Origin of the sequence: Nocardia niwae NBRC 108934 = DSM 45340 (genome assembly GCF_001613465.1) — a bacterium.
GTDB classification, from domain to species: Bacteria; Actinomycetota; Actinomycetes; order Mycobacteriales; family Mycobacteriaceae; genus Nocardia; species Nocardia niwae.
On record NZ_BDCK01000030.1, the window covers coordinates 93,441 to 112,543 of the forward strand.

Annotated in this window: 19 protein-coding genes; 4 read left to right on the forward strand and 15 right to left on the reverse strand. The window is 65.8% G+C overall.

Features of this window, described 5'->3' with window-relative positions; translation table 11 throughout:
• Window positions 1-28 precede the first annotated feature (28 nt).
• Both NNI01S_RS21340 and NNI01S_RS21345 read right to left on the reverse strand, forming a co-directional pair.
• Entirely contained in the window at window positions 29-1,444 is a 1,416-nt protein-coding gene (locus tag NNI01S_RS21340) for a DUF2252 domain-containing protein (protein WP_063021898.1), read from the reverse strand.
• 63 nt (window positions 1,445-1,507) lie between these two features.
• On the reverse strand, window positions 1,508-2,044 hold the full coding sequence (locus tag NNI01S_RS21345; RefSeq protein ID WP_063021899.1) for a hypothetical protein: 537 nt from the start codon (window positions 2,042-2,044) through the stop codon (window positions 1,508-1,510).
• Between the two features lie 447 nt (window positions 2,045-2,491).
• Between NNI01S_RS21345 and NNI01S_RS21350 the strand changes: the two genes are divergently transcribed.
• The gene (locus NNI01S_RS21350; RefSeq protein WP_063021900.1) at window positions 2,492-2,896 is read left to right on the forward strand and encodes a DUF7144 family membrane protein; all 405 of its coding nucleotides are present in this window, start codon (window positions 2,492-2,494) and stop codon (window positions 2,894-2,896) included.
• Here NNI01S_RS21350 and NNI01S_RS21355 read toward each other — a convergent pair.
• Both NNI01S_RS21355 and NNI01S_RS21360 read right to left on the reverse strand, forming a co-directional pair.
• Window positions 2,835-4,304 carry a hypothetical protein gene (locus tag NNI01S_RS21355; RefSeq protein WP_063021901.1) on the reverse strand — a complete coding sequence of 490 codons (1,470 nt, stop codon included), beginning with the start codon at window positions 4,302-4,304 and terminating at the stop codon, window positions 2,835-2,837. The genes NNI01S_RS21350 and NNI01S_RS21355 overlap by 62 nt on opposite strands.
• 85 nt (window positions 4,305-4,389) lie before the next feature.
• Complete coding sequence (locus tag NNI01S_RS21360; RefSeq protein ID WP_084489148.1) at window positions 4,390-4,896, reverse strand: DUF7144 family membrane protein; 507 nt, start codon at window positions 4,894-4,896, stop codon at window positions 4,390-4,392.
• A gap of 273 nt (window positions 4,897-5,169) precedes the next feature.
• On the opposite strand from NNI01S_RS21360, the gene NNI01S_RS21365 reads away from it, so the two are divergent.
• The gene (locus tag NNI01S_RS21365; protein WP_063021902.1) at window positions 5,170-5,622 is read left to right on the forward strand and encodes a DUF6325 family protein; all 453 of its coding nucleotides are present in this window, start codon (window positions 5,170-5,172) and stop codon (window positions 5,620-5,622) included.
• 49 nt (window positions 5,623-5,671) lie between these two features.
• The gene (locus NNI01S_RS33715) at window positions 5,672-5,962 is read left to right on the forward strand and encodes an SHOCT domain-containing protein (RefSeq protein WP_084489108.1); all 291 of its coding nucleotides are present in this window, start codon (window positions 5,672-5,674) and stop codon (window positions 5,960-5,962) included.
• A gap of 141 nt (window positions 5,963-6,103) precedes the next feature.
• Here the strand turns inward: NNI01S_RS33715 and NNI01S_RS21370 are convergent, their stop codons facing one another.
• The 5 genes from NNI01S_RS21370 to NNI01S_RS34665 all read right to left on the reverse strand — a co-directional run bounded on the left by NNI01S_RS21370 (window position 6,104) and on the right by NNI01S_RS34665 (window position 12,861).
• A complete protein-coding gene (locus NNI01S_RS21370) occupies window positions 6,104-7,528 on the reverse strand; it encodes an MFS transporter (RefSeq protein ID WP_245676316.1) in 1,425 nt (474 codons plus the stop codon).
• Window positions 7,518-9,407: a glycoside hydrolase family 15 protein gene (locus NNI01S_RS21375; RefSeq protein ID WP_357990679.1), complete on the reverse strand. Its 1,890-nt coding sequence runs from the start codon at window positions 9,405-9,407 to the stop codon at window positions 7,518-7,520. Before NNI01S_RS21375 ends, NNI01S_RS21370 begins: the two co-directional genes overlap by 11 nt.
• Before the next feature lie 307 nt (window positions 9,408-9,714).
• A complete protein-coding gene (locus NNI01S_RS21380; protein WP_084489150.1) occupies window positions 9,715-11,811 on the reverse strand; it encodes a serine/threonine-protein kinase in 2,097 nt (698 codons plus the stop codon).
• A 256-nt stretch (window positions 11,812-12,067) separates the two neighbouring features.
• Window positions 12,068-12,571, reverse strand: a complete 504-nt coding sequence (locus NNI01S_RS21385) for an NUDIX domain-containing protein (RefSeq protein WP_218019232.1) — start codon at window positions 12,569-12,571, stop codon at window positions 12,068-12,070.
• A 110-nt stretch (window positions 12,572-12,681) separates the two neighbouring features.
• Window positions 12,682-12,861, reverse strand: a complete 180-nt coding sequence (locus NNI01S_RS34665; RefSeq protein WP_157114898.1) for a hypothetical protein — start codon at window positions 12,859-12,861, stop codon at window positions 12,682-12,684.
• Window positions 12,862-12,893: 32 nt separating this feature from the next.
• Between NNI01S_RS34665 and NNI01S_RS21395 the strand changes: the two genes are divergently transcribed.
• The gene (locus NNI01S_RS21395; protein ID WP_063021907.1) at window positions 12,894-13,811 is read left to right on the forward strand and encodes a DUF2797 domain-containing protein; all 918 of its coding nucleotides are present in this window, start codon (window positions 12,894-12,896) and stop codon (window positions 13,809-13,811) included.
• Window positions 13,812-13,873: 62 nt separating this feature from the next.
• On the opposite strand, the gene NNI01S_RS21400 is transcribed toward NNI01S_RS21395, so the two are convergent.
• From NNI01S_RS21400 to NNI01S_RS21425, 6 genes are all read right to left on the reverse strand, one after another.
• Window positions 13,874-14,338, reverse strand: coding sequence for a GNAT family N-acetyltransferase (locus NNI01S_RS21400; protein WP_218019233.1), 465 nt, complete (start codon window positions 14,336-14,338; stop codon window positions 13,874-13,876).
• A gap of 354 nt (window positions 14,339-14,692) precedes the next feature.
• A complete protein-coding gene (locus NNI01S_RS21405; RefSeq protein WP_063021909.1) occupies window positions 14,693-15,529 on the reverse strand; it encodes a peptidoglycan-binding domain-containing protein in 837 nt (278 codons plus the stop codon).
• A 45-nt stretch (window positions 15,530-15,574) separates the two neighbouring features.
• Entirely contained in the window at window positions 15,575-16,489 is a 915-nt protein-coding gene (locus tag NNI01S_RS21410; protein ID WP_084489109.1) for a YncE family protein, read from the reverse strand.
• 39 nt (window positions 16,490-16,528) lie between these two features.
• A complete protein-coding gene (locus NNI01S_RS21415) occupies window positions 16,529-16,780 on the reverse strand; it encodes a hypothetical protein (protein WP_063021911.1) in 252 nt (83 codons plus the stop codon).
• 113 nt (window positions 16,781-16,893) lie between these two features.
• Complete coding sequence (locus NNI01S_RS21420) at window positions 16,894-17,997, reverse strand: peptidoglycan-binding domain-containing protein (RefSeq protein ID WP_169813005.1); 1,104 nt, start codon at window positions 17,995-17,997, stop codon at window positions 16,894-16,896.
• A 629-nt stretch (window positions 17,998-18,626) separates the two neighbouring features.
• Entirely contained in the window at window positions 18,627-19,067 is a 441-nt protein-coding gene (locus NNI01S_RS21425; RefSeq protein WP_063021913.1) for a hypothetical protein, read from the reverse strand.
• Window positions 19,068-19,103 lie beyond the last annotated feature (36 nt).

The following is a 19,103-nucleotide window of genomic DNA, read 5'->3' on the forward strand; positions in this document are numbered from 1 at the left end:
ATAGTGCTGTCAACTTCGTTCCGGGTGATCAGCTTTCGGTCTCTGCCGCGAGACGCCCTCGCCGGATCGCCTGCAGGAGTTCGGCATGGTCTCGTGCGGTCTGCTCGGCGTAGGTTTCGGCGTATTCCGCGACAGCGTGGTCGAATTCGTCGGTGGTTCCGAGGTAGGAAGCGATCGCTATCCGATCGCCGCCACGGGCATGCGCGTACGCCAGCACCCGGCCGCACAACCGGCCGTACAACCGCATTGCCTTGGGCCGCATGGTCTCGATCACCGCCGAGCCCTTCCCGTCGCGTAGTTGCCGGATATAGAAGTCTCGCGTCTCACCGTCGATGTCAGGGCCTTTCTGCCAGCCCAGCAGGATGTCGCTCACCGCCTGCATCAGCCGCTGGCCCTGCACGACTCGCTCACCCTGGTTCGCGAACGTCGGCCCTGTCAGATACCTTGCCAGCACGGATGGCTGTGCCTCTTTCGCCTGCAGGATCAACGGATCACCGTCCACACCCAGCAGCAGCACGATCCAGGCGCGCGTACCGACGCTGCCGACGCCGACCACTTTGCGCGCGGCTTGGACGAATTCGAACTGGTCCAGCAGTGCGCGGCGATTGTCCTGCAGGGTCGCGCGGTAATCGCTGAGACGTCGACGTAGCTCGCGATACAGGTCGTCGGCGTCCGCGTCCGCGAATACCTCCTCGATCGGCATGATCAGGGGAGGATCGCTGATGATCCTCGGTCTGCCGTCGACACGGGTGGTCAGTTTGGCAAGCGCCTGATTGCTGTCGCGACTCCGCGATTTCGCGACCGCTTTCCGCACTCGTTCGCGCGTCGACGTATCCAGTTCGTCGCGCAGTTCGGACAGCTCGGCCGTCGGATCGAAACGCGAGTACCACACGGCCATGGTGCTTTGCTCGGCCTGGTGCCGCATGGTCGTCCGGTATTCGGACGCACATGCCTGGATGACCCGAAGTCGCTGTTTGCCGGAGAAGTCGTTCTCGCGGGCGGCGATTCCGAGGCTGGTGACCAGTCGCTTGACGTCCCATTCGAACGGCCCCGGGTACGTCTCGTCGAAATCGTTGATATCGAAGGCCAACCGGCGTTCCGGACTGGCGAAGATGCCGAAGTTGCTCAGGTGGGCATCCCCGCACAGCTGAGTCGAGAGACCGGTCGCCGGCGTGTGAGACAGATCGTCGGCCATGATCAGAGCAGCACCCCGATAGAAGGCGAAAGCCGAACGCGACATGCGTCCGTGGCGCACCGGAATCAATTCTGCGATGCGGGATTCAGCCTGCCAGTCGAGCAAGCCGAGCGGGTCTCGCCGACGGGCCGCATCGTGTTCGGCGAGCGCGGCAAGGGGAGTCGTCCGCCGGGCAGACGCGCCCCGCTCGGCGCGTGCTTCGCGGGTGGCGATTCGATGGTTCGTACTGCTCGGGATCGGCTCGGTCATAAGTCTCCTTCCCTCTCGCCTGAACCTCTGATCGTTCGAATGCCCGTACCGCGCCGGGCTCGGTCAGTGCGTCATGAAAACCTTCACCACGACGACGGTGGTGGCCGCAGCCGCCAGCAGCAGGGCCTCGAGCAGGGTCGCACGCCGGGCCCGCGCACCATTGAGCCGCTCGATGACGAACACGATTCCGCCGATCCGGATCAGCATGACCACCTCGGCGAGCAACTGCCCCGTGCGTGGTTCGATCCAGCCGATACCGGCGATGGCCAGAATCACGCAGGGTAGTACCGCTGAGCTGAGGATCGGTACGGAGTCCCGCAGATCTTTCCAACGCTCGCTCGAGGAGATCGGGCGGTTCTGCTCGACACTTTGCCCGACCCCCTCGGCGAAGGCGTGCGCCAGGAATGTCGACAGGGCCGTCCCGAGCACGATCAAGATCCCGACGTGCTCGGCGGACGTGGTGACGGGGATGAGCGCCGCCAGGATCAGAACGTTCCCGTAAACGTAGGCGCTGATCCGGCTGGCCGCGTTGCGGCGGTCCAGCGGCGCGCTGCGCGAGAACAGCGGGCCGTGCAAGAGCGCTTGTTTGCCTGCTTCCATCGGCCCTCATATGGTCGTCGCCGCCAGGTGGCTTCCCGAACCGTACCGAGCCCACCGTGCGTGGTGCGCGGGAGGCCGATCGCACCGGTGGCACGCAGCGCCGCCGGTCGGCGAGCCGCGACGCCAGGCGCTGCAATTCGAAGGTAGCCATTGTATCGCTGGAGGTATGCTTACTCGATGAGGCGAGCGCCGGTAGCGGCGACCGCTGTGGTCGTCGGATTCCGATGGAATCCGGGTGTGGCAGACGCCCGAGGGGCGGGAGGGCGCCCTTCTCTTTTTCGGTGGCGATCCGGTGATCTCCCTCGCGCACAACGATTCTGCGCAGGCAGCTGCACTCAGCGGCCGTTCGCAGTCGATCCGCAGTTTCGGCAGGCTCGCCCATCGGGCCAGTCCTACCACCACTGACGAATCCCATCCCTATGTCACTGGTGAAAGAGGTGAACGGCAATGTCAGCAACCGATGAGCATTCCGTCAAGCAGGCGGTCGCGGCCGGGACGTCGATCGGCGCCGCAGTCCTGTTGGCGGCGGCCGGCATCCTATCGATCTTCCAGGGGATCTCCGCCATCGCCGAAGACGAGGTTCTCGTCTCCGGTCCCAACTACACCTACAAGTTCAGTACGACCAGCTGGGGCTGGATTCATCTCGTGCTGGGGATCTTGATCGTGATCGCCGCGGTCGGACTGATGGCCGGAGCCATGTGGGCGAGGGTGATAGCGGTATTCCTCGCGGCGTTGTCGATCCTGGCGAACTTCCTGTGGCTGCCCTACTACCCGTGGTGGTCGACTGTGGTCATCGCCTTGGACGTCGTCGTGATCTGGGCGGTGACGACTTGGCGGCCGGATCGGATGTGACCCCCGCGGGGGCCTCGGCGTCGTCGTCCGCCTCCGGCTCTTCGTGGTGCGGCCGGGCGAGCGCGGGACGAATCAGCAGTTCCAGCGCGAGCAGCGCCAGCAGCGCACCGAGGACGAGCCACACCACCACGAGCCCGGTGGGGTAGGGCCAGAACACCAGCAGGAGGGCGGCGATGCCGATGATCGCCCAGCGCAGCGCCGTGCGGGCGCGGAAAGCCCACGTTTCGATCGGGTTCGGCGGGCGTGATCGCCGCAAGTGCTGCACCGAGTCCATGCCGCGCCCGAACTCGCGGCGCAGCGCGGTGGCCGACGTCGAATTCCCGGTCAGGTAGGCGCCGAGGGCAATCGCCAGGCCGAGCACGGCGACCCCGCGCAGCGCGGTCCGCAGCGGCACCAGCACCGTGTCGATGATCGCAGTGGCGGCGTCGGGTGAAAGCACGTCGGCCGGAATCCGATCCAGATACAGCGCCCGGGCGACGATCAGCGCGATGGCCAGAATCAGCATGCCTACCGCCAGCGCGAGCCCGACGTACACCAAGGCGCGTCGGCGGCGGCCTGCGGGTGCCGCGGCGATCGCGGCCACGGCGGCCGCGATCGTCACCCACGGCAGCACTGCCGAAGCCTTGTCGAGATTGTCGACGGCGCGTTGCGCCCGGACGAGCTCCGGGGACCGGAACAACACGAATTGCTTGTCCACCGCGGGGACTTTTTCGGCGAAGGTGAAGCCGCGATCGAGAAGCCGCGCCTTCACGTTCTCGATCACCGTTCGCAGGGAAAGGGTCACGGTGCCGTTCTCGTCGACCGTCACCGACTCGGGACCGAGCTCACCGGTCACCGTCGCCACCAGCGTGCTGTGGGCCGCGCGGTTGGCTTGCAGCCACAGATCCTCGAACTGGTCGCTGCGCACGAATGACAGGACGGTGTCGCTGACGAACCCGCGCGCCTGCTGGGTGATCACCGGCGCGAGTCCCTCGATCGCGCGGTCCACTCGCGGCCGGTTCTGGGCCGCCGGGACCGCTTCGGTCAAGGCGGCCAGGGCGTCGGCGGTCAGGCCCTCGATATCGACCCGGGCGAAGATCTCGTCGGTGATGGTGTTCGAGATCTCGTTCTGCAGGATCGGGTCCGAGCCCAGAGGCGCCACCGTGGTCACGTACCGGTTCGTGTCGAGGATCTCGCCCCGGACGAACCGTGACAGCACCGTGGTGATCGCCAGTGCGGCGACCAGAACCGTCAGGATCGCTACGGCGGCCCACCGCCACGCGTGCCGCGGCGGCCGAGTCGCCTGCGCCGCCGCACCGCGAGTCTTCGCTCGCAACGCGGCCACCTCGGTGCGAAGCCGGGCGAGTTCCTCGCGCTCGTCGGTGTTCAGCGGTTCGCCGGGGACGTCTCCGGGTGGGTTGGCATCCATCTACACGCCTACTCCTGGAATGGATTCTGGCAAATGGGACAGCCGGTGGTCGGCTTCGCCGGGCGAGGAAGTCGAGTGACAACCCTTAGCCGGCCCCTCGGGTGGGCGGCGCCGCCCCGGTCTCGGGGGAGGGCGGCGCCGCCCCGGTCTCGGCGGTGCGGGCCGCCGAGGGCGCGGTGGTTTGCGGATTCCAGGTCGAGATCGCCCAGATCACTACGACGTCCAAGGCGATGATCAGCGTCGACCACCAGGGGTAGTAGGGCAGCCACAGGAAGTTCGACAGGATCGACAAAGCCGCGATGACGATCGCTGTCACACGCGCCCACGCGACGCCGGTGATCAACGCGATGCCGGTAGCGGCCATCACCGCTCCGACAACGATGTGGACCCAGCCCCAGGCGGTCGAGTCGAACGCGAATGTGTAGCGCGGGCCCTGGACGATCAGCTCGTCCTGAGCGACCGCCGCGATTCCCTGGAAGAACTGCAGGAGACCGATGGTCGTCATGATGATCGCGGCGCCGATCGACGTTCCGGCGGCGATACCTTGCTCGACCCTGTTGCCTCCTCCGGCGACACGCATATTCTCCGACATCATGGTTCTCTTTCGAAGCGGAACTAGTATCCGAGAAGCAGGTTTCACCCCACCTCGATTGGAATGGACCTCGATGGGGGGATTTGCCACCGCAGTCCACCGCACTGTCGCGATCAGCGGGCGTACGCTGTGCATGAGATTAGCATCATGGACGCCGCTACAACCGGGATTATCGTTCTACCGGCATTGCCGGCTGAATCTGTTGCCGCGCGACAGTGATCTGTAGCGAGACAAAGTGATCCGGCTTCTTTCTCGTAATGAAAAGGAGGCACTGTGACCGAAACCGATATCGACGCGTTAGGCCCGGTCGATTATCTCGTGATCGAATTTCCCGCCGATCGCCCTCCGGACGGTTCGGCTCTGCCCTTGCTGCGCGACCTCGTCGAGCGCGGCATCATTCGAGTACTCGATCTGGCATTCGTCCGCAAGGGTACCGACGGTTCCCTCGCCGGAATCGATATCGCCGACGTGGGACTCGAAGGGGACCTGGACATCAGCCTCTTCGCCGAGGCGGGGTCGGGCCTGCTCGACGATGCCGACCGCAGGGAAGCGGGCGCGGCGCTCGAGCCGGGATGCTCGGCTGCGATCTTGGTCTACGAGAACAGGTGGGCGGCGCCCTTCGCTTCCGCCTTGCGCCGCAAGGGCGCCCAACTCGTGGCTTCCGGGCGCATTCCCGTGCAGAGCCTCCTCTCTTCCCTCGACGTTCTCGAGACGGAAAGTCGGTAGAAAGACACCGGAATTCGCTGAGGCGAATCGACCCAGCCAGGAGAATGTCATGCCCGGATTGCTTCGTGGCGTAGCCCGCACCGCCATGGTCGCCGGAACCGCAACCGCTGTATCGAATCGGGTCTCCCGGCGTCAGGGAGAGCGCTGGGCAGCGCAAGAGCAGGCGCAGCCCGAGCCCTACGCACAATATGCGGCAGCACCTACCGCGCCCCCACCGCCGCGCAGCGGCGTCACCATGGACAGAATCACCGCGTTGAAAGAACTCGCTCAGCTGAGAGCGCAGGGAGTACTCACGGAAGCGGAGTTCGAAGCGGAGAAAGCGCGAATCCTCGCTTCGTGAGATTTCGGCACGGCCTCTGCGGCGAGTATCTCCGACCGCGCGGATCGGACGCACCCACGACTTGGGCCCCGCCGAAGCCTCGACCGAAATCGCGGATCGGACCGGCATCTGCCGGCGTGAAACGAGGTATTCGGCGGGACTTCACGCTGAGCCGTGCGGTGCGATGGGTGGCGCAGGTGCCACACGACGAGGAAGAAGACTCGCCGCGAGTAAACCGGCGAGTCCGATCGCCGCGAGGGTGATCATCGCGGCCGCGTAAGCGTGACCGGTGAGCTCGGCGACCAGGATCGTGCCGGCGACGGCGGTGCCGAGCGAGGACCCGAGGTTCGACACGCAGCGGGACAGCCCGGAGATCTCACCCTGCTGCTCTTCGCCGAAGCTGGACTGCACGACATTGACCGATGGCGTCAGCATCACCCCGAGCCCGAGTCCGATCAGCAGCAGTCCCGGCGCGAAGGCCCAGGGATTCACGGTGCTGCCTGCCAGCGTAAGCAGGACGGCAACGCCGACGACAGCCACCAGGAAACCCACCGTGATGAGGGCGCGGGGAGTGCGCCGACCCGCCAGCCGCTCTGCCGACAGCGAGGTGACCAGAAGACCGATCGTCGCGGCGGTGAAGATGACGCCGGTCTGGATCGCGTTGTACCCGCGGACGACCTGGAGATAGGCCGAGACGACGAACGACGTGCCCATCAGCAACAGCCACTGGATGCACTGGGTGATCAATCCGAGGTTGGACGTCCGGTTGCGGAACAGGGCGGTCGACAACAGCGGTTCGCGACCAGCACGCTCCTTGGCGCGCATGGCGAGGAAGAAGCCCGCGAGCACCGCCGCTCCGAGCGCCAGCAGCGCCAGCGTCAGCCAGAGATTGTCGTCGGCGGCGAGGATGCCCAGGACGAGCAGCATCAGTCCGACCGCCGAAAGAATCGCACCGCCGAGATCGAAGGGCCGCGTGGGATCGGGGGCCAGCGGGTCGCCGATCCGGCGGCTGAGCAGGATGATCAGGACGATGACGAGTGCTTGGAAGCCGAAGGCCGCACGCCAGCTGAGCCCGGAGGTGATGAGTCCGCCGATCAGCGGGCCTGCCGCGGCGCCGATGCCACCCATGGCCATGATGGCGCCGAAGGCCTTTGCCCTGGAGGTCGTTTCGGTGAACAGCAGCGTGGTGAGGATATAGACAGGCGGGATCAGTAGCGCGGTGCCGACACCTTCGAGGATGGAATTGCCCACGATCAGCACACCCAGTGTCGGTGCGAGTCCGCTGAGCACGGCGCCCACACCGTAGACGGCCAAGCCGACGATGAAGCATCGTTTGCGGCCGTACCGATCGGTGATCTTCCCGCCGGGAATCATCAGCGCGGCCATCACCAGCAGGAATATCGTGATGGTGACCTGCACGCCGTGCACAGTGGTGTTCAGATCCACGCTGATGTCGGTGATCATGACGTTCATGTTCGACCCGGCGAAGCTGCAGATGAACTGCGCCAGCGCGAGAGGTATCAGGACTCCGCGAGGCGGGCTGGAACTCCTTACTTCGGCCATTCGCCCGGCCTGGCTACGAACCATCCGGTCGAGCTTCGGCGCGGTCCAGTTGTTCGTCCAGGGCCATCGCCGCCGCGACCAAGGCCAGATGCGTGAACGCCTGCGGGAAGTTGCCCAACTGCTCGCCCGACGGTCCGATTTCCTCGGCGAAGAGACCGACATGGTTGGCGTAGGTGAGCATCTTGTCGAACGCGTAGCGGGCCTGGATCAACCGGCCGGCGCGTGCCAGCGCCTCCACATACAGGAAGCTGCACAGGTTGAAAGTGCCCTCGACCCCGCGCAGGCCGTCTGGGGAGGCTTCCGGATCGTATCGATAGACCAGGCTGTCGCTGACCAACTCCCCGTCCATCGCGTCGAGCGTGCTCAGCCACGCCGGGTCCTGGGGTGCCAGAAAGCCCATCCGCGGCATGAGCAGCAGCGAGGCATCCAGCACCTGGGTGGCGTAGTGCTGCACGAATGCCTGTCGCTGCGGGCTCCAGCCGCGGTCGACGATCTGGTCGAACACGGCGTCGCGTTCCCGTGTCCAGCGCGCCACGTCCGCGGGCCGCGAGTATTCCGTTGCCAGCCGTATGCCACGATCGAACGCGACCCAGGTCATCAGTCGGCTGTAGGTGAATTCCTGCTGGCCGCCGCGAGTCTCCCAGATCCCTTCGTCGGATCGGTCCCAGTTCTCGGCGAGCCAGTCGATCAGCTTCGCGAACGCTCGCCAGCCCGAGATACCGCCGATATCGGATGCCTGGGCCAGCGCGTCGGCCGCCTCACCGTAGATGTCGAGCTGGATCTGATCGGCCGCCGCGTTACCGACCCGCACCGGCGCCGAACCGCGGTAACCCTCCAGATGAGTGAGGGTCTCCTCCTCCAGTCGCGGATCGCCGTCTATGCGGTACATGATCTGCAAAGGCTCACCCGAAGCCGTGCCACCGGCTTCCAGGCGCTCGCGCAACCAGCGCCGGAAGGCGTAGGCCTCCTCGGTGAAGCCCAAATCGATCAGCGCCCGCACCGAGAGGGAACCATCCCGGATCCAGGTATAGCGGTAATCCCAATTGCGCTCGCCACCCACCTGCTCGGGCAGTCCCATGGTGGCTGCGGCGATGGGCGCCCCGGTGGGCGCGTACGTGAGCAATTTCAACGTGATCGCCGAACGATTGACCATGTCCCGCCAGCGACCCCGATATGTGGACGATCGCAACCACGTCTGCCAGAACTCGCGGCACGCCTCCAACTCGGCGAGCACGGCCTCCCGCTCGGGGGGCACAGGCGCCGCGCCATCGGTGTCCATGCTCGTCAGCACGATCACGGCCGTCTCACCCTGGGACAGAGTGAATCGCGCGGACACGTCACTGCCCTCGGCGTGTAACCGCACCGGGTCGCTCGTCTGCAGATGCAGATCGGTGTCCGGCCCCTGGAACAGCACCCAGCGCTCGTCGCGCACAGTCAGCGTGTGGGCGGCGCGCGCGTAGTCGAACCTCGGACGGCAGGTGAGCGTGAACGGCAGGCGACCCCGCACCACCCGCGCGATCCGCACCAGCCGATGCCGATCGCTGGGTGCGGGATCTCGGATCGGATCCATGAAATCGATGACCTCGCCGACCCCGCCCTCCGCCATGAAGCGGGTGACCAGCACGGCCGTGTCCGAAAGGTAGAGCTGGCGAATCGTCACCTCGTCCGCCGGGAGATTTGCAGCCAACTGACAGCAACCACCGCGTTCGCTATCCAGCAACGAAGCGAAAACGCTCGGTGAATCGAACCTCGGCGTGCACCACCAATTGATCGTCCCCGTCGAGGACACCAGCGCCGCCGTCTGTAGATCGCCCACAATGCCGTGCTCAGCGATCGCTGGATATGCACTCACAGGCACTCCTCCGTAGGAATCGACCGGACCGGACAACCCATCCAACTCCACCGATCGCCACGCCGATATCGGCGAGATGCGACTCTCACAGTGTGCGCCATCCGGCAGGAGAAAGTGAACAGCTCATCTCTAGCAAACGAACCGGGCGGCCCTCGAACGGTTGTTTGCTTACCGGTCGGTCCGGTTCCGTCTGCGAAGGGGCCGATGCTCGCGTGTGCTGGTGGAACTCGTGTGGCGACGCCTCGATCTGCTCCCGGCCGGCAATGACTCCGGCCGGAATTCCGATCAGCGGGTGGGACTGCGACTACGTCGCGGTAGTCGCCGTCCCGCTCGTGCCGATGAGCGTCGAACCGGTCTTTCAGGGGCGGAGTGGACGGGGTTGCTGTTCGGTATCGATGCCGGCGACAGCGGGCCGTCCGCCGACCGAGCCGACCCGCCGCATCTCGACGCCGGCGCGGCTGGTCGCGGGACAGGGGTCCGCTTTGTCGCGGACCCATGTGCCGGTCAGGAATTCGGTGGGGTCGGGTCCCGTATCGGAGGGGAACAACTCCCACTGAAATGTCGCGTTCGTGTACGGCTCGTTCGATCCCGCGAAACAGGGAAACGGACTGCTGTAGCCGGCCCGCCAGACCCCGCCTTGGAGTACGAACATCGGAGCGAAGACGGCGCGAGAATCGGTGCGTGGATCGGTGCGAGGATCTGCTTGTGTCGTCGCGGCGCAGCGGTCGCCGCTGCGCAGGCAAATGGTGTCGTATCGTTGCCGGATCCTGTTCGGGGGCGGGGGATCGAGCACATCCGGTGTCGCGGTGTAGGTGATGGTTACGTCGTAAGTGCCGCTGATCGGCGCGGGAGGCCGGGTGTCGACGCGGGCGGGAATGGTTTCGGGCGGTACGACGGTGACCTCGGGGTCGATCTCGCCGACGCGGGACAGTGTCATCCCCGCCTCTTGGATGTATGCACAGGGGCCGCCTGCGAAGCCGAGGTAGGTTCCGGCCTGCGACGGGTCGTCGGTTCGGAATTGGAGTCGCTGCCATGCCGAGACGATGTTGGGCGCGTGGGTGATCGGGCTTTCGCAATCGGTATCGGGCTGGGGTGGAGTCTCTCGTGTGATCACCCACGTGCCGTCGCGATAGTCCGCGACGAACTGAGTCGGGGATTTCTCCGGCTCCGAGGGGTTCTGGCTGGTTATCGAGGCTACGCAACGTTCACTGGGCGAGGGGCAGTCCGATCGGACCGACCACACCCGGGTCGCCGGAGGCCCGGTGTCCGGCTTCCCGTTGATGGTTCGGGGCGTGTAGGTGATCTCGTATCTGCCGTCGAAGGCGAGTTCGGGCTTCGAGTTGTGGGTCAGCCACCAAATCCCCGCCGCCGTCGCCGCAGCGATCAGCAGGGCGGCCACCGCTATCCCGATGACAGGCCGTTTATGTCCTGGCGGTGCGATGCCGTCCCGTCGGATCCTCCCCGGTTCGGACGGGCTGGGCTGGAGGCCAGGAAGGCGGGTGGAAGGTCCCGGGCTGATCGTCGACTTGTGGTCCGCGTTCGGTTCTGTGGCGGGGACAGGCGGTGCGCCGGGTCGATCGCTGTGACCGTCGAAGCCGGGCGTCGGTATCGATGGAGGGGTTCCGGCGGCAACTGCTGGGACGGTGGCGAGGGCCCGGCCGGCGGCGGCTGCCAGCTCTCCGGCGGTCGAGTAGCGATCGTCCGGGTTCTTCGCCATACCCCGGGCGATGACCTCGTCGAATCCGACCGGCAGATCGAGCCGTCGCAGGCTCGGCGCCGGAGGGGCGGCTGTCAGGTGCGCCGCGATCTGCTGTTCGGCGCTGTTGCTCGGGTAAGGCGGGATTCCGGTCAGACATTCGCACAACACGCAGGTGAGGGCGTAGACGTCGGAGCGAGCGTCGGCGATGCCGTTGGTGAATCGCTCCGGAGCCATGTAGGCCAAGGTTCCGATCATCGTGCTGGTGCTGGTCAGTGGGGTGTCGCTGGCGGAACGTGCGATGCCGAAGTCGATCAGGTACACGAAGCCGCTATCGGTGACCAGCAGGTTCGACGGCTTGACGTCTCGGTGCACCAAACTCTGGGCGTGTGCCGCATCCAGCGCCGCGGCGGCCTGCGTGATCACAGCAACCGCTGTCTCCGGCGTCATCGCACCCTCGCGGTTGAGCAATGTTCGCGCGTCGGCACCGTCGATCAGGCGCATGTCGAGGTAGAGGTGACCATCGATTTCGCCGTAGCCGTGAATCGGGACCACATGTGGTTCGCGCAGTTGAGCGGTGTCGTGGGCTTCGCGCCGGAATCGCTCCCGGAAACCCGGGATGACGGCGTAGTGTCCAGGCAGCAGTTTGATCGCCACGATGCGGTCGGTGTCGGTGTCGTAGGCCCGCCATACCTGGCCCATGCCGCCCTCACCGATTAGCTCGTGCAACTGGTAGCGACCGAACGCTATGCCGTTCACCGACCACCTCCCGCACGGATGGATCGCCTTCGTCAAGAAGGATTAGCATCGTGAAAAGGTCGCATATCGATCATATCGGCCCCGGCATTCGTCCTGCATCACTCGTTGCGGGCCCGCTCGTGCCGGAGATCGGGACAAGAGCCGCCGCATGCCGTACCGAGCGTTTCTTCGAACGGCACACGATGGCGGAGGACGGCTTCGGTATGACAGAGGACGGGCAGTGGGCCGTCCGGATCGACTTCCCACCCTGCCGGGGTCACAGCCCGAGCAGCACGGGGCGTCGCGGCATAGCTTCGGTCATCAGTACCTGCAACAGTGTCGCGAGATCGCGCGGTGCGAACACGTCCGCGCCGCGATAGCCGGAGATGCCCGGTAACCGCCACCAACGGAAGTCCGTGATGTTCTCGGCCGCAGGTTCATGGTCGCTCAGCGCGCCGCGCGGGGTGAACGACGTGGTCCGGACAAGGTAGAAGTCGCCGACCACGGCGTCGAAACCCGGCGCGTGGCCGGGTGCGTGAACTTCTTGATGCCAGATGTGCGGCGGATCGGTCTCGACCGCGAGGCCGATCTCTTCGCGCAACTCACGCCGCAGCGCGGCGAGCGGCGCTTCCGTGGGCTCGACTCCCCCGCCGGGAGCGGCCCACACCACGGTTGCCGCGCGGTCCTCGAGGGAGTGACGGCACGGCAGGAGGCGGTCGTCGGCATCGAGAACGATCGCGCGCGCCGCGTGTCGCAGAACCGACGACAGACTATCGAGCACAACTGGTCCACTCCCCGGCGCGCCGCCCGCGCGAAAGTGTTGTCTTGGCTCAGCCCCACCGCCGACGGCGTACCGCCCGTGCCGGCTGGATGCGGGTCACGATCCGAACATCAACAGCAACCGGTCGGCATCACCGACGACCAGTGTCCGCGACTGCGCGGGCGCACCGCGGATGTCGGCGTCGCGCCGAGCGAGCGGATCGCCGGCGTCGGGCTCGCGACGGAGCGATGGCGGATATCGACACGCACAGAACGAGTTTCGGCGGCATCGTCCATCATGGTGATGACCACGACCCAACTCGGAGGTGCGAAGCGGTGAGGCGATGACCACGACGGATACCTTGCTGTACGGCGGCACCCGCTGGGACGAGCGCGGCCGCTGGTGGTATGAGCTGATCCGCAATGACGGCACGACCGAGCGTGTGCCCGGTCTCGAGCGACGCCTCGCGTTCCGGGTCCGTGACACGGCGCGATACTGCCTGGGATACTACGGATTCGGCAGTTTCCCGGGGCGGCGAGCTTGTCCGGAATCCGCGCAAGTCACGAGCGGCCGGCAGTGTGCGGACTGCCGGGTGCAGGAAGGGTGGACGGCGGTACACGCGCACCGCGGACCGATCTCCGCTCTGCCGGAGCAGATTCGCGATTACGTGTCGCAGCCCCACCATCTCTATATCGCCTATTTCGGGGACGGGCTGGCCAAGGTGGGCACGGCGTCCGCGGTACGCAGGCATCGCCGCCTGTACGAACAAGGCGCGCTCGCCGCGCGATTCGTCGCCGACTCGCCGGACGGTTTGCACGTGCGCGAACTGGAGCGCGTGGTGTCGGCGCAGGCCGGTTTCCGCCAGGCCGTGGGCAGCGCGGCGAAGACTCGCATCCTGGCGAAGCCGCTGGCTCCGTGGGCGGCGTTGGAGGCCGCGGTGGCCGCCGCAGCCGCTGACGCGCTCGCCGTGCTGCCTGCCGGGACGTTGCGCACCGACACCGCCTGGTCGGGTGGCAGCGAGTTCTACCGCACCGTGGCGCAGCGGGGCCGCTACGCGACGGTCGTCGATTTCGGCGGGGCGGCGCTGGGGGAGTACGTTCTCGACGCGGTGACCGCGCATGGGCATACCATCGCTTGTCACAACGGGTCCGAGACCGGGGAACTCCTGCTGGTCAACGACACTCAGCTCGTCGGGCGACGTATCGAGCTCGACGACTCGATCACCGCCGCCCCGGTGGCCGCGCAGACCAGCTTGTTCTGACCCGCGCCGCCGGGTGTGTCCGAACGATCGCTCACCGAGGGGCGGTGGATCGGTGGACGAGGTCAGGCATCTGGTTCGCGTCCGACGCCCGGCCTGACCATGCGCTGTTCACCGGCACCGTCGGGCGAGCGGCCCGCGTCGGCGAATCCGTGGCGCCGATACAGTCGAATCGCGGCCTGGTTGTCGGCCTTGACCGACAAGCCGACGTCACGGCCGACCGCCCACTGCAGGACGGAGCCGATCGCCGCATCCGAGATGCCCCGCCCCCGGGCGAACGGCGCGACCCACATCGATACGAGCTCGACAGTGCCGATATCGGCGACGTAGGCGCCGGCCATTCCTGCCGGTGTTCCACGCCACCGGACGATCACGTTGAACGGAATGTCGGTCAGCCGAGCGCGCCACCGAGCTTCGGTATCGCGGGATCCACTCCAGTCGGCGAGTGCCGAGCCGAACGCTGCGGGTGCGTCCGCCAATGCCTCACGGCGAAGCCTGCGCCACAACCGCCAGTCATCGGGTGCGAGCACCTGCACCTCTATCACCGCTACCCCCGTATCGCCGCAACTGTCCGGGCTGCTGTCTCCCCACGCTATCGGGCACATGGACGACGCGGCGAACGAATATCGCTGCGGCTTCCGCGCCGATCGACATGTGCACGTCGCGGGCAGCGTCCGGCCACGAGCAGACTCCCGGGGATTCGCGATCGACCCAGTTGATCGCGTGGGCTGAGAGTCGCACTTCGGATACTCGATTCTTCGGGCAGTACTCACAGTTCCAGTGGTCGTCGACGCTCGTGTGCGTCGGGTGCAGCAGTATGGTTCCTGCCGTGCATCCCGGCCGCCTGCTTCAGCGGCGCAGCCACTCGCCGTAGATCAACTCGCTCAGAACATGTCGACAACCCATACCTCCATGTCCTTCAAGGGGTCGTTCGGATGGTTCGGATCGGCGATGCGGTGCTGCTGGATGACGGTGCCGAGACCGAGGATGTCGGCGCGGGGGGTGACGAACCGTTCTCGGTTCGATCCGTAGGTGAAGCGGCATCCACCGACCAGCGCCGACTGCGCCAGACGCCGGATCTCGTTCCGAGTCACCGCACTCAACTCCGTGTCGCGCATACAGATATCGCTGGCGCACCCATCTACCAGCGTCGAGGTCATCGGCCGGTTGCGGGCGAACTGGGGTTCGGTGGCGAAGTCGGTGAAGCCGACATAGTCTGTCTCACCTTCACCATAGATATTGATCTTCATCGCGGTGCCAATGGGGTTTATCGGCGTACCGCGATGCTGCGCGCGCCCGTCGGGGCCTGGGTTCACCACCCGTGGCGGAGTCGGACACGCTTGGTGATTGTGCGGCAGCCCCGCCTGGGTAGGCGAGACCAGCCCGGATTCAGGAGGCGTCGTATTCTCGAATTCGAATACCTCCTCGTCGAGGGTCTTGATCGTGCGCTTGCCGACGAGGCGATCGGCCTGGGTCTGCCCCGGAGCCAGAATGTGGCGCACGTTCTTGTAGTTCTCGACCGCGTCACCGGTATCCGGTCCGAATTTGCCGTCGACTTCCAGATCGGCGTCATCGACCTCGTTCAGCGCGATCTGAATTCGCCGCACATGCTCGCCGACTTCGTGAACACCCTCCCCGATATGCGCAGGATCGGACACCAAACAGTTCTCCAACTGCTGATCGGGTGTCGGCGAGGTGAGCAGCATGCTTCTGAGTCCCATGATTGTTTATTCCTTCCAGATAGGGGCCATGGCAATGCATCGTTCTCATGGTTGGATGACGGTTACGGTGCCCTCACCGCTGTTGGCGACGTAGGCGTGGCCGGTGTTGGGGTCGACCGCGATTCCGGTGGGTCGCAAGCCTGCTTCGACCGTGGCCGTGACGGTGTTGCTCAATGCGTCGATGATCGACACGGTGCCGGCGTCGTGCGTGACCCAGATCCGTTCCACCGGGCCCGCGGCCACGCCGAACGGCCGTGGCCCCACATCGACCGCAGCGATCTTCTCTTCGCCGCGAATCACCGTGAGGGTGCCGGATTTCGCGTCGGCGACATAGGCCAGTGGCTGATGCGGATGAGTGGCGACGCCCACCGGCCGCCGGCCGACCCGGGTGAGCGCTCGCCGGCGCGGGAAGCCCGCACTCGTGTCGAAGACCGAAACGCTGTCAGCGGCGGGATTGGTGACGTACACGAACCGGGTGGGATCGGATGCGAGTGCTGCCCCGTGCGGACTGCGCTCGGCACCGTCGAAGACGAAGGGATGATCGCCGCCGTCGAAGAAGGTGCCGGTCGCGGGTAGCGCCCCGCCGTGGTCGATCTTCGTCACCCCGCCGTTCCGGTTGATCACGACGACCATGGCCGCACCGTGCAGATTCACCAATCCGACCGGCCGTGGTGGACCACCGGCGCTGGTATCGAGTGCGATGGTGGCGCGCAAGGTGTGATCGCGGTTGAGAACCGTAATGGAGCCGTCGCCGCTGTTGGCCACGAAGACGCCGGACTGCGGATCGATCGCCACACCCATCGGGCGTGAGCCGACAGGCACCGTTGCGATGACGGTCTTCGTCGCGCATTCGATTATCGACACGCTGTCGTCGTCGGTGTTCGTGACCCACACGTGGTTGCCGGACGCGGCAAGGCACGTAGGCCGGGCTCCGACGGCGATTGTTGCGATAGTTTTCATTCGGTCATCGCCTCCCGAACGGAACGATTCCGGGCCGGGTCATCCGGCGACTCTTGTCGCCAGCGTCAACACCCCCGTGACGTTCGGTACGGCCGCGAAGTCGCGCAACGCGGCATCGAGGACGGCAGCCGAGGCGGCGGGCGTGTCGTCCACCGGCGCCGCCAGGATATGGACGATGTGACCGTAATCCGGCGCCTTGCCGATGACGATCTGCCTGGCGTTGCCGAGAGAAATCCGGAGGTCGTCGTCCGTGACGCCCGTTCCCTCGATGAGAACAAGACTCGAGTGCATGAACCTGCTCCTTCGTAGTGCTGTGTTCGTCGATGGCGTCGGCATGGGGCCGCTGCCACGCGTCATCTGCTGTGCGAACTGTCGTTCACTTCCGCTGTCCCTCGCCGCCAGGTTCATCGAAAGTCGCGGGGCTCCGGAAACAGGCCTCTCCCGGTGGGATGAGGTGCGTTCGGGTCGGCGGCGATGACGTCGGCGGTGTCGGCAGCGTCGCGGAAGAGCCGTGCGCTGATTTCCTGCCGCTCGGGTTTGCTGCTGAAGGTCAGCCGGGCGGTCTGCCGGAGCCACAATGCGATCTGCCGGTAGGTCTTCTCCCTGCTCTGCAGCATGTTCGCGATGTAGCCGTTGTCGAAGAACAATTGCGGGTCGGTCTCCGCGAAGTAGAAATGCGCGGCCTCGCACAATTCGGCAGGTGGCAGGAATCTCGCCGCGAAGGGATCTCCGGCCTCCTCCTTCTCGATGACCCAAGTGACGTGGCGGGCGTTCATTTCGTTCGCGAAATGCATGAAGACAAAGGCGGTCCCCGGCAAGCTCGCCGCGAGGATCGGGTCGAGGAAGGTGTCGGTGTCGAACGTCGGCGTCAACTCCAGGTTCGCGCCCTCGTTGCGCATGTGTGTGAGCTCGTGGCAGAGCTGGCCACGGAAACTGGCCTTCGCCCGGCGACCGTCGGGGCGGTGGGTCAAGAACATGCGTCCACGTATCAACAGATCGTTCAGCCCGATCACGCTACGTTGCCGCCCATCGGAGTCCTTGTATCCGACGGTGACGCCGGACGCGGCTGCCGGAAGCCGCGCGAGTTCGTCTTCGACATCGGCGGGGATCCGAGAATCGTTCAGGCCATGGGCCCGGCTGGCCGCGACGATAGCCAAGCAGTCGCCGGAGTTGAGACGGTCGAGCATGGTGAAGCCGAGGTCGTGACGTTGACTGGTCAATGGAGCCTGCAGCAGTGGCGCGAGATCCAATCCGACGAAGGGCTCCACGCGGTGGGCGGCGACGTGCCCGGCAAGCTCTCCGAAGTCGGCATCGCCCTGGACAACGGGATCGTTGAACATCATCGCGTCCAGGCGGCCCGAAGTGCCCTGACCTACGACCGGATCATCCGGGGACAGATGCTGTTGCCGCTTGAATTCGGCGACCGCCGCTCCGGTCTGCCCGCCGAAGATGCCGTCGAGTACTCCGGGGTCTTTGCCCAGCCTGCGCAGTGCTTCCTGCACCCGCATGACGGAAAGGTTCTCCTCCGGCTCCATCATTCGGTGGGAACCGGCCAAGCATCGTTCCAAGACCGGATCGCCGGAGAAACGGTTCGACATCAAGCCCATGTCTTGCCTCGCATTCGTTTCGGCTCGAACGCTCCCAACGTGATCTCGCCACGAGATGAGCAATTCGGGGGCGAGAATCTGCGGGGCGAAGGCTCGCACGATTCTCGCGTCATGGGACTATGCGCTCGAAGAGGGAGTCCGCACGCGAGTAGTTGGTACTCGATTCCGATGGCCGTGTGTCAGCCGAGAGTGAAGCGGATGATGTCGCGGTGGCGGTGATCGCTTGCCTCGGCCGTCGGCGCGTCAGATGCCCCCGCACCGGGGCAGCCGGGACCCGCCGTTTCGAACTTGGGAGGAAAATCCAGCGGGCGCGGTGGGCATGAAATCGGATGCCAGCAAGTTGCCTATGGCGCTCGGTCAGTGTTAGCCAAGCCAGATCGGTGCTGGGGCATGCCGAGTTTCGGGTGCGGCACTTGTGCCCGAACAATGCTTCTTATCTGCCCAAAGAGGTGGAAGTGCGGTGAGCCTATCCCCGCTGCGGCGACGATCGCCGGCGCGATTCCGCAGGTGAGCGTGACGGAAACGAGTAGTTAGCTACTCGCGTTACGCGGTCGGGGCAAGCCCACACTCGATTGGATTCCTGGGGCATACCGGTCTCCGGGGGAGGTGATCATGAGAAACGACTCGCCAGCACTTCTGGTCGTGGCAGCCATAGCGGGGCTGCTCGGCGCCGTGCCGGTATCGGTCGCGGCACCGGAGCCGATTCCCACCGTACCCGCCTCGCCACCCACCATGCCGGGACCGGTGTGGCCGATCGCTCCGACAGAGAACTTGCCGCCTACGACCGCGCACACCGATCCACCGACCACCACGACCGGATCTGACCCGACGACCACGACCAAACCCGAACCGACGACCACGACGACCAAGCCGGAGCCGACGACCACAACCACAACCACCAGACCGGAGCCGACAACCACCACGACGAGTCCGGAATCGACCACCGCTGCGACGAAACCGGATTCGACCACGACGAAACCGCTCCCGACAACTGCGCGACCACCGAG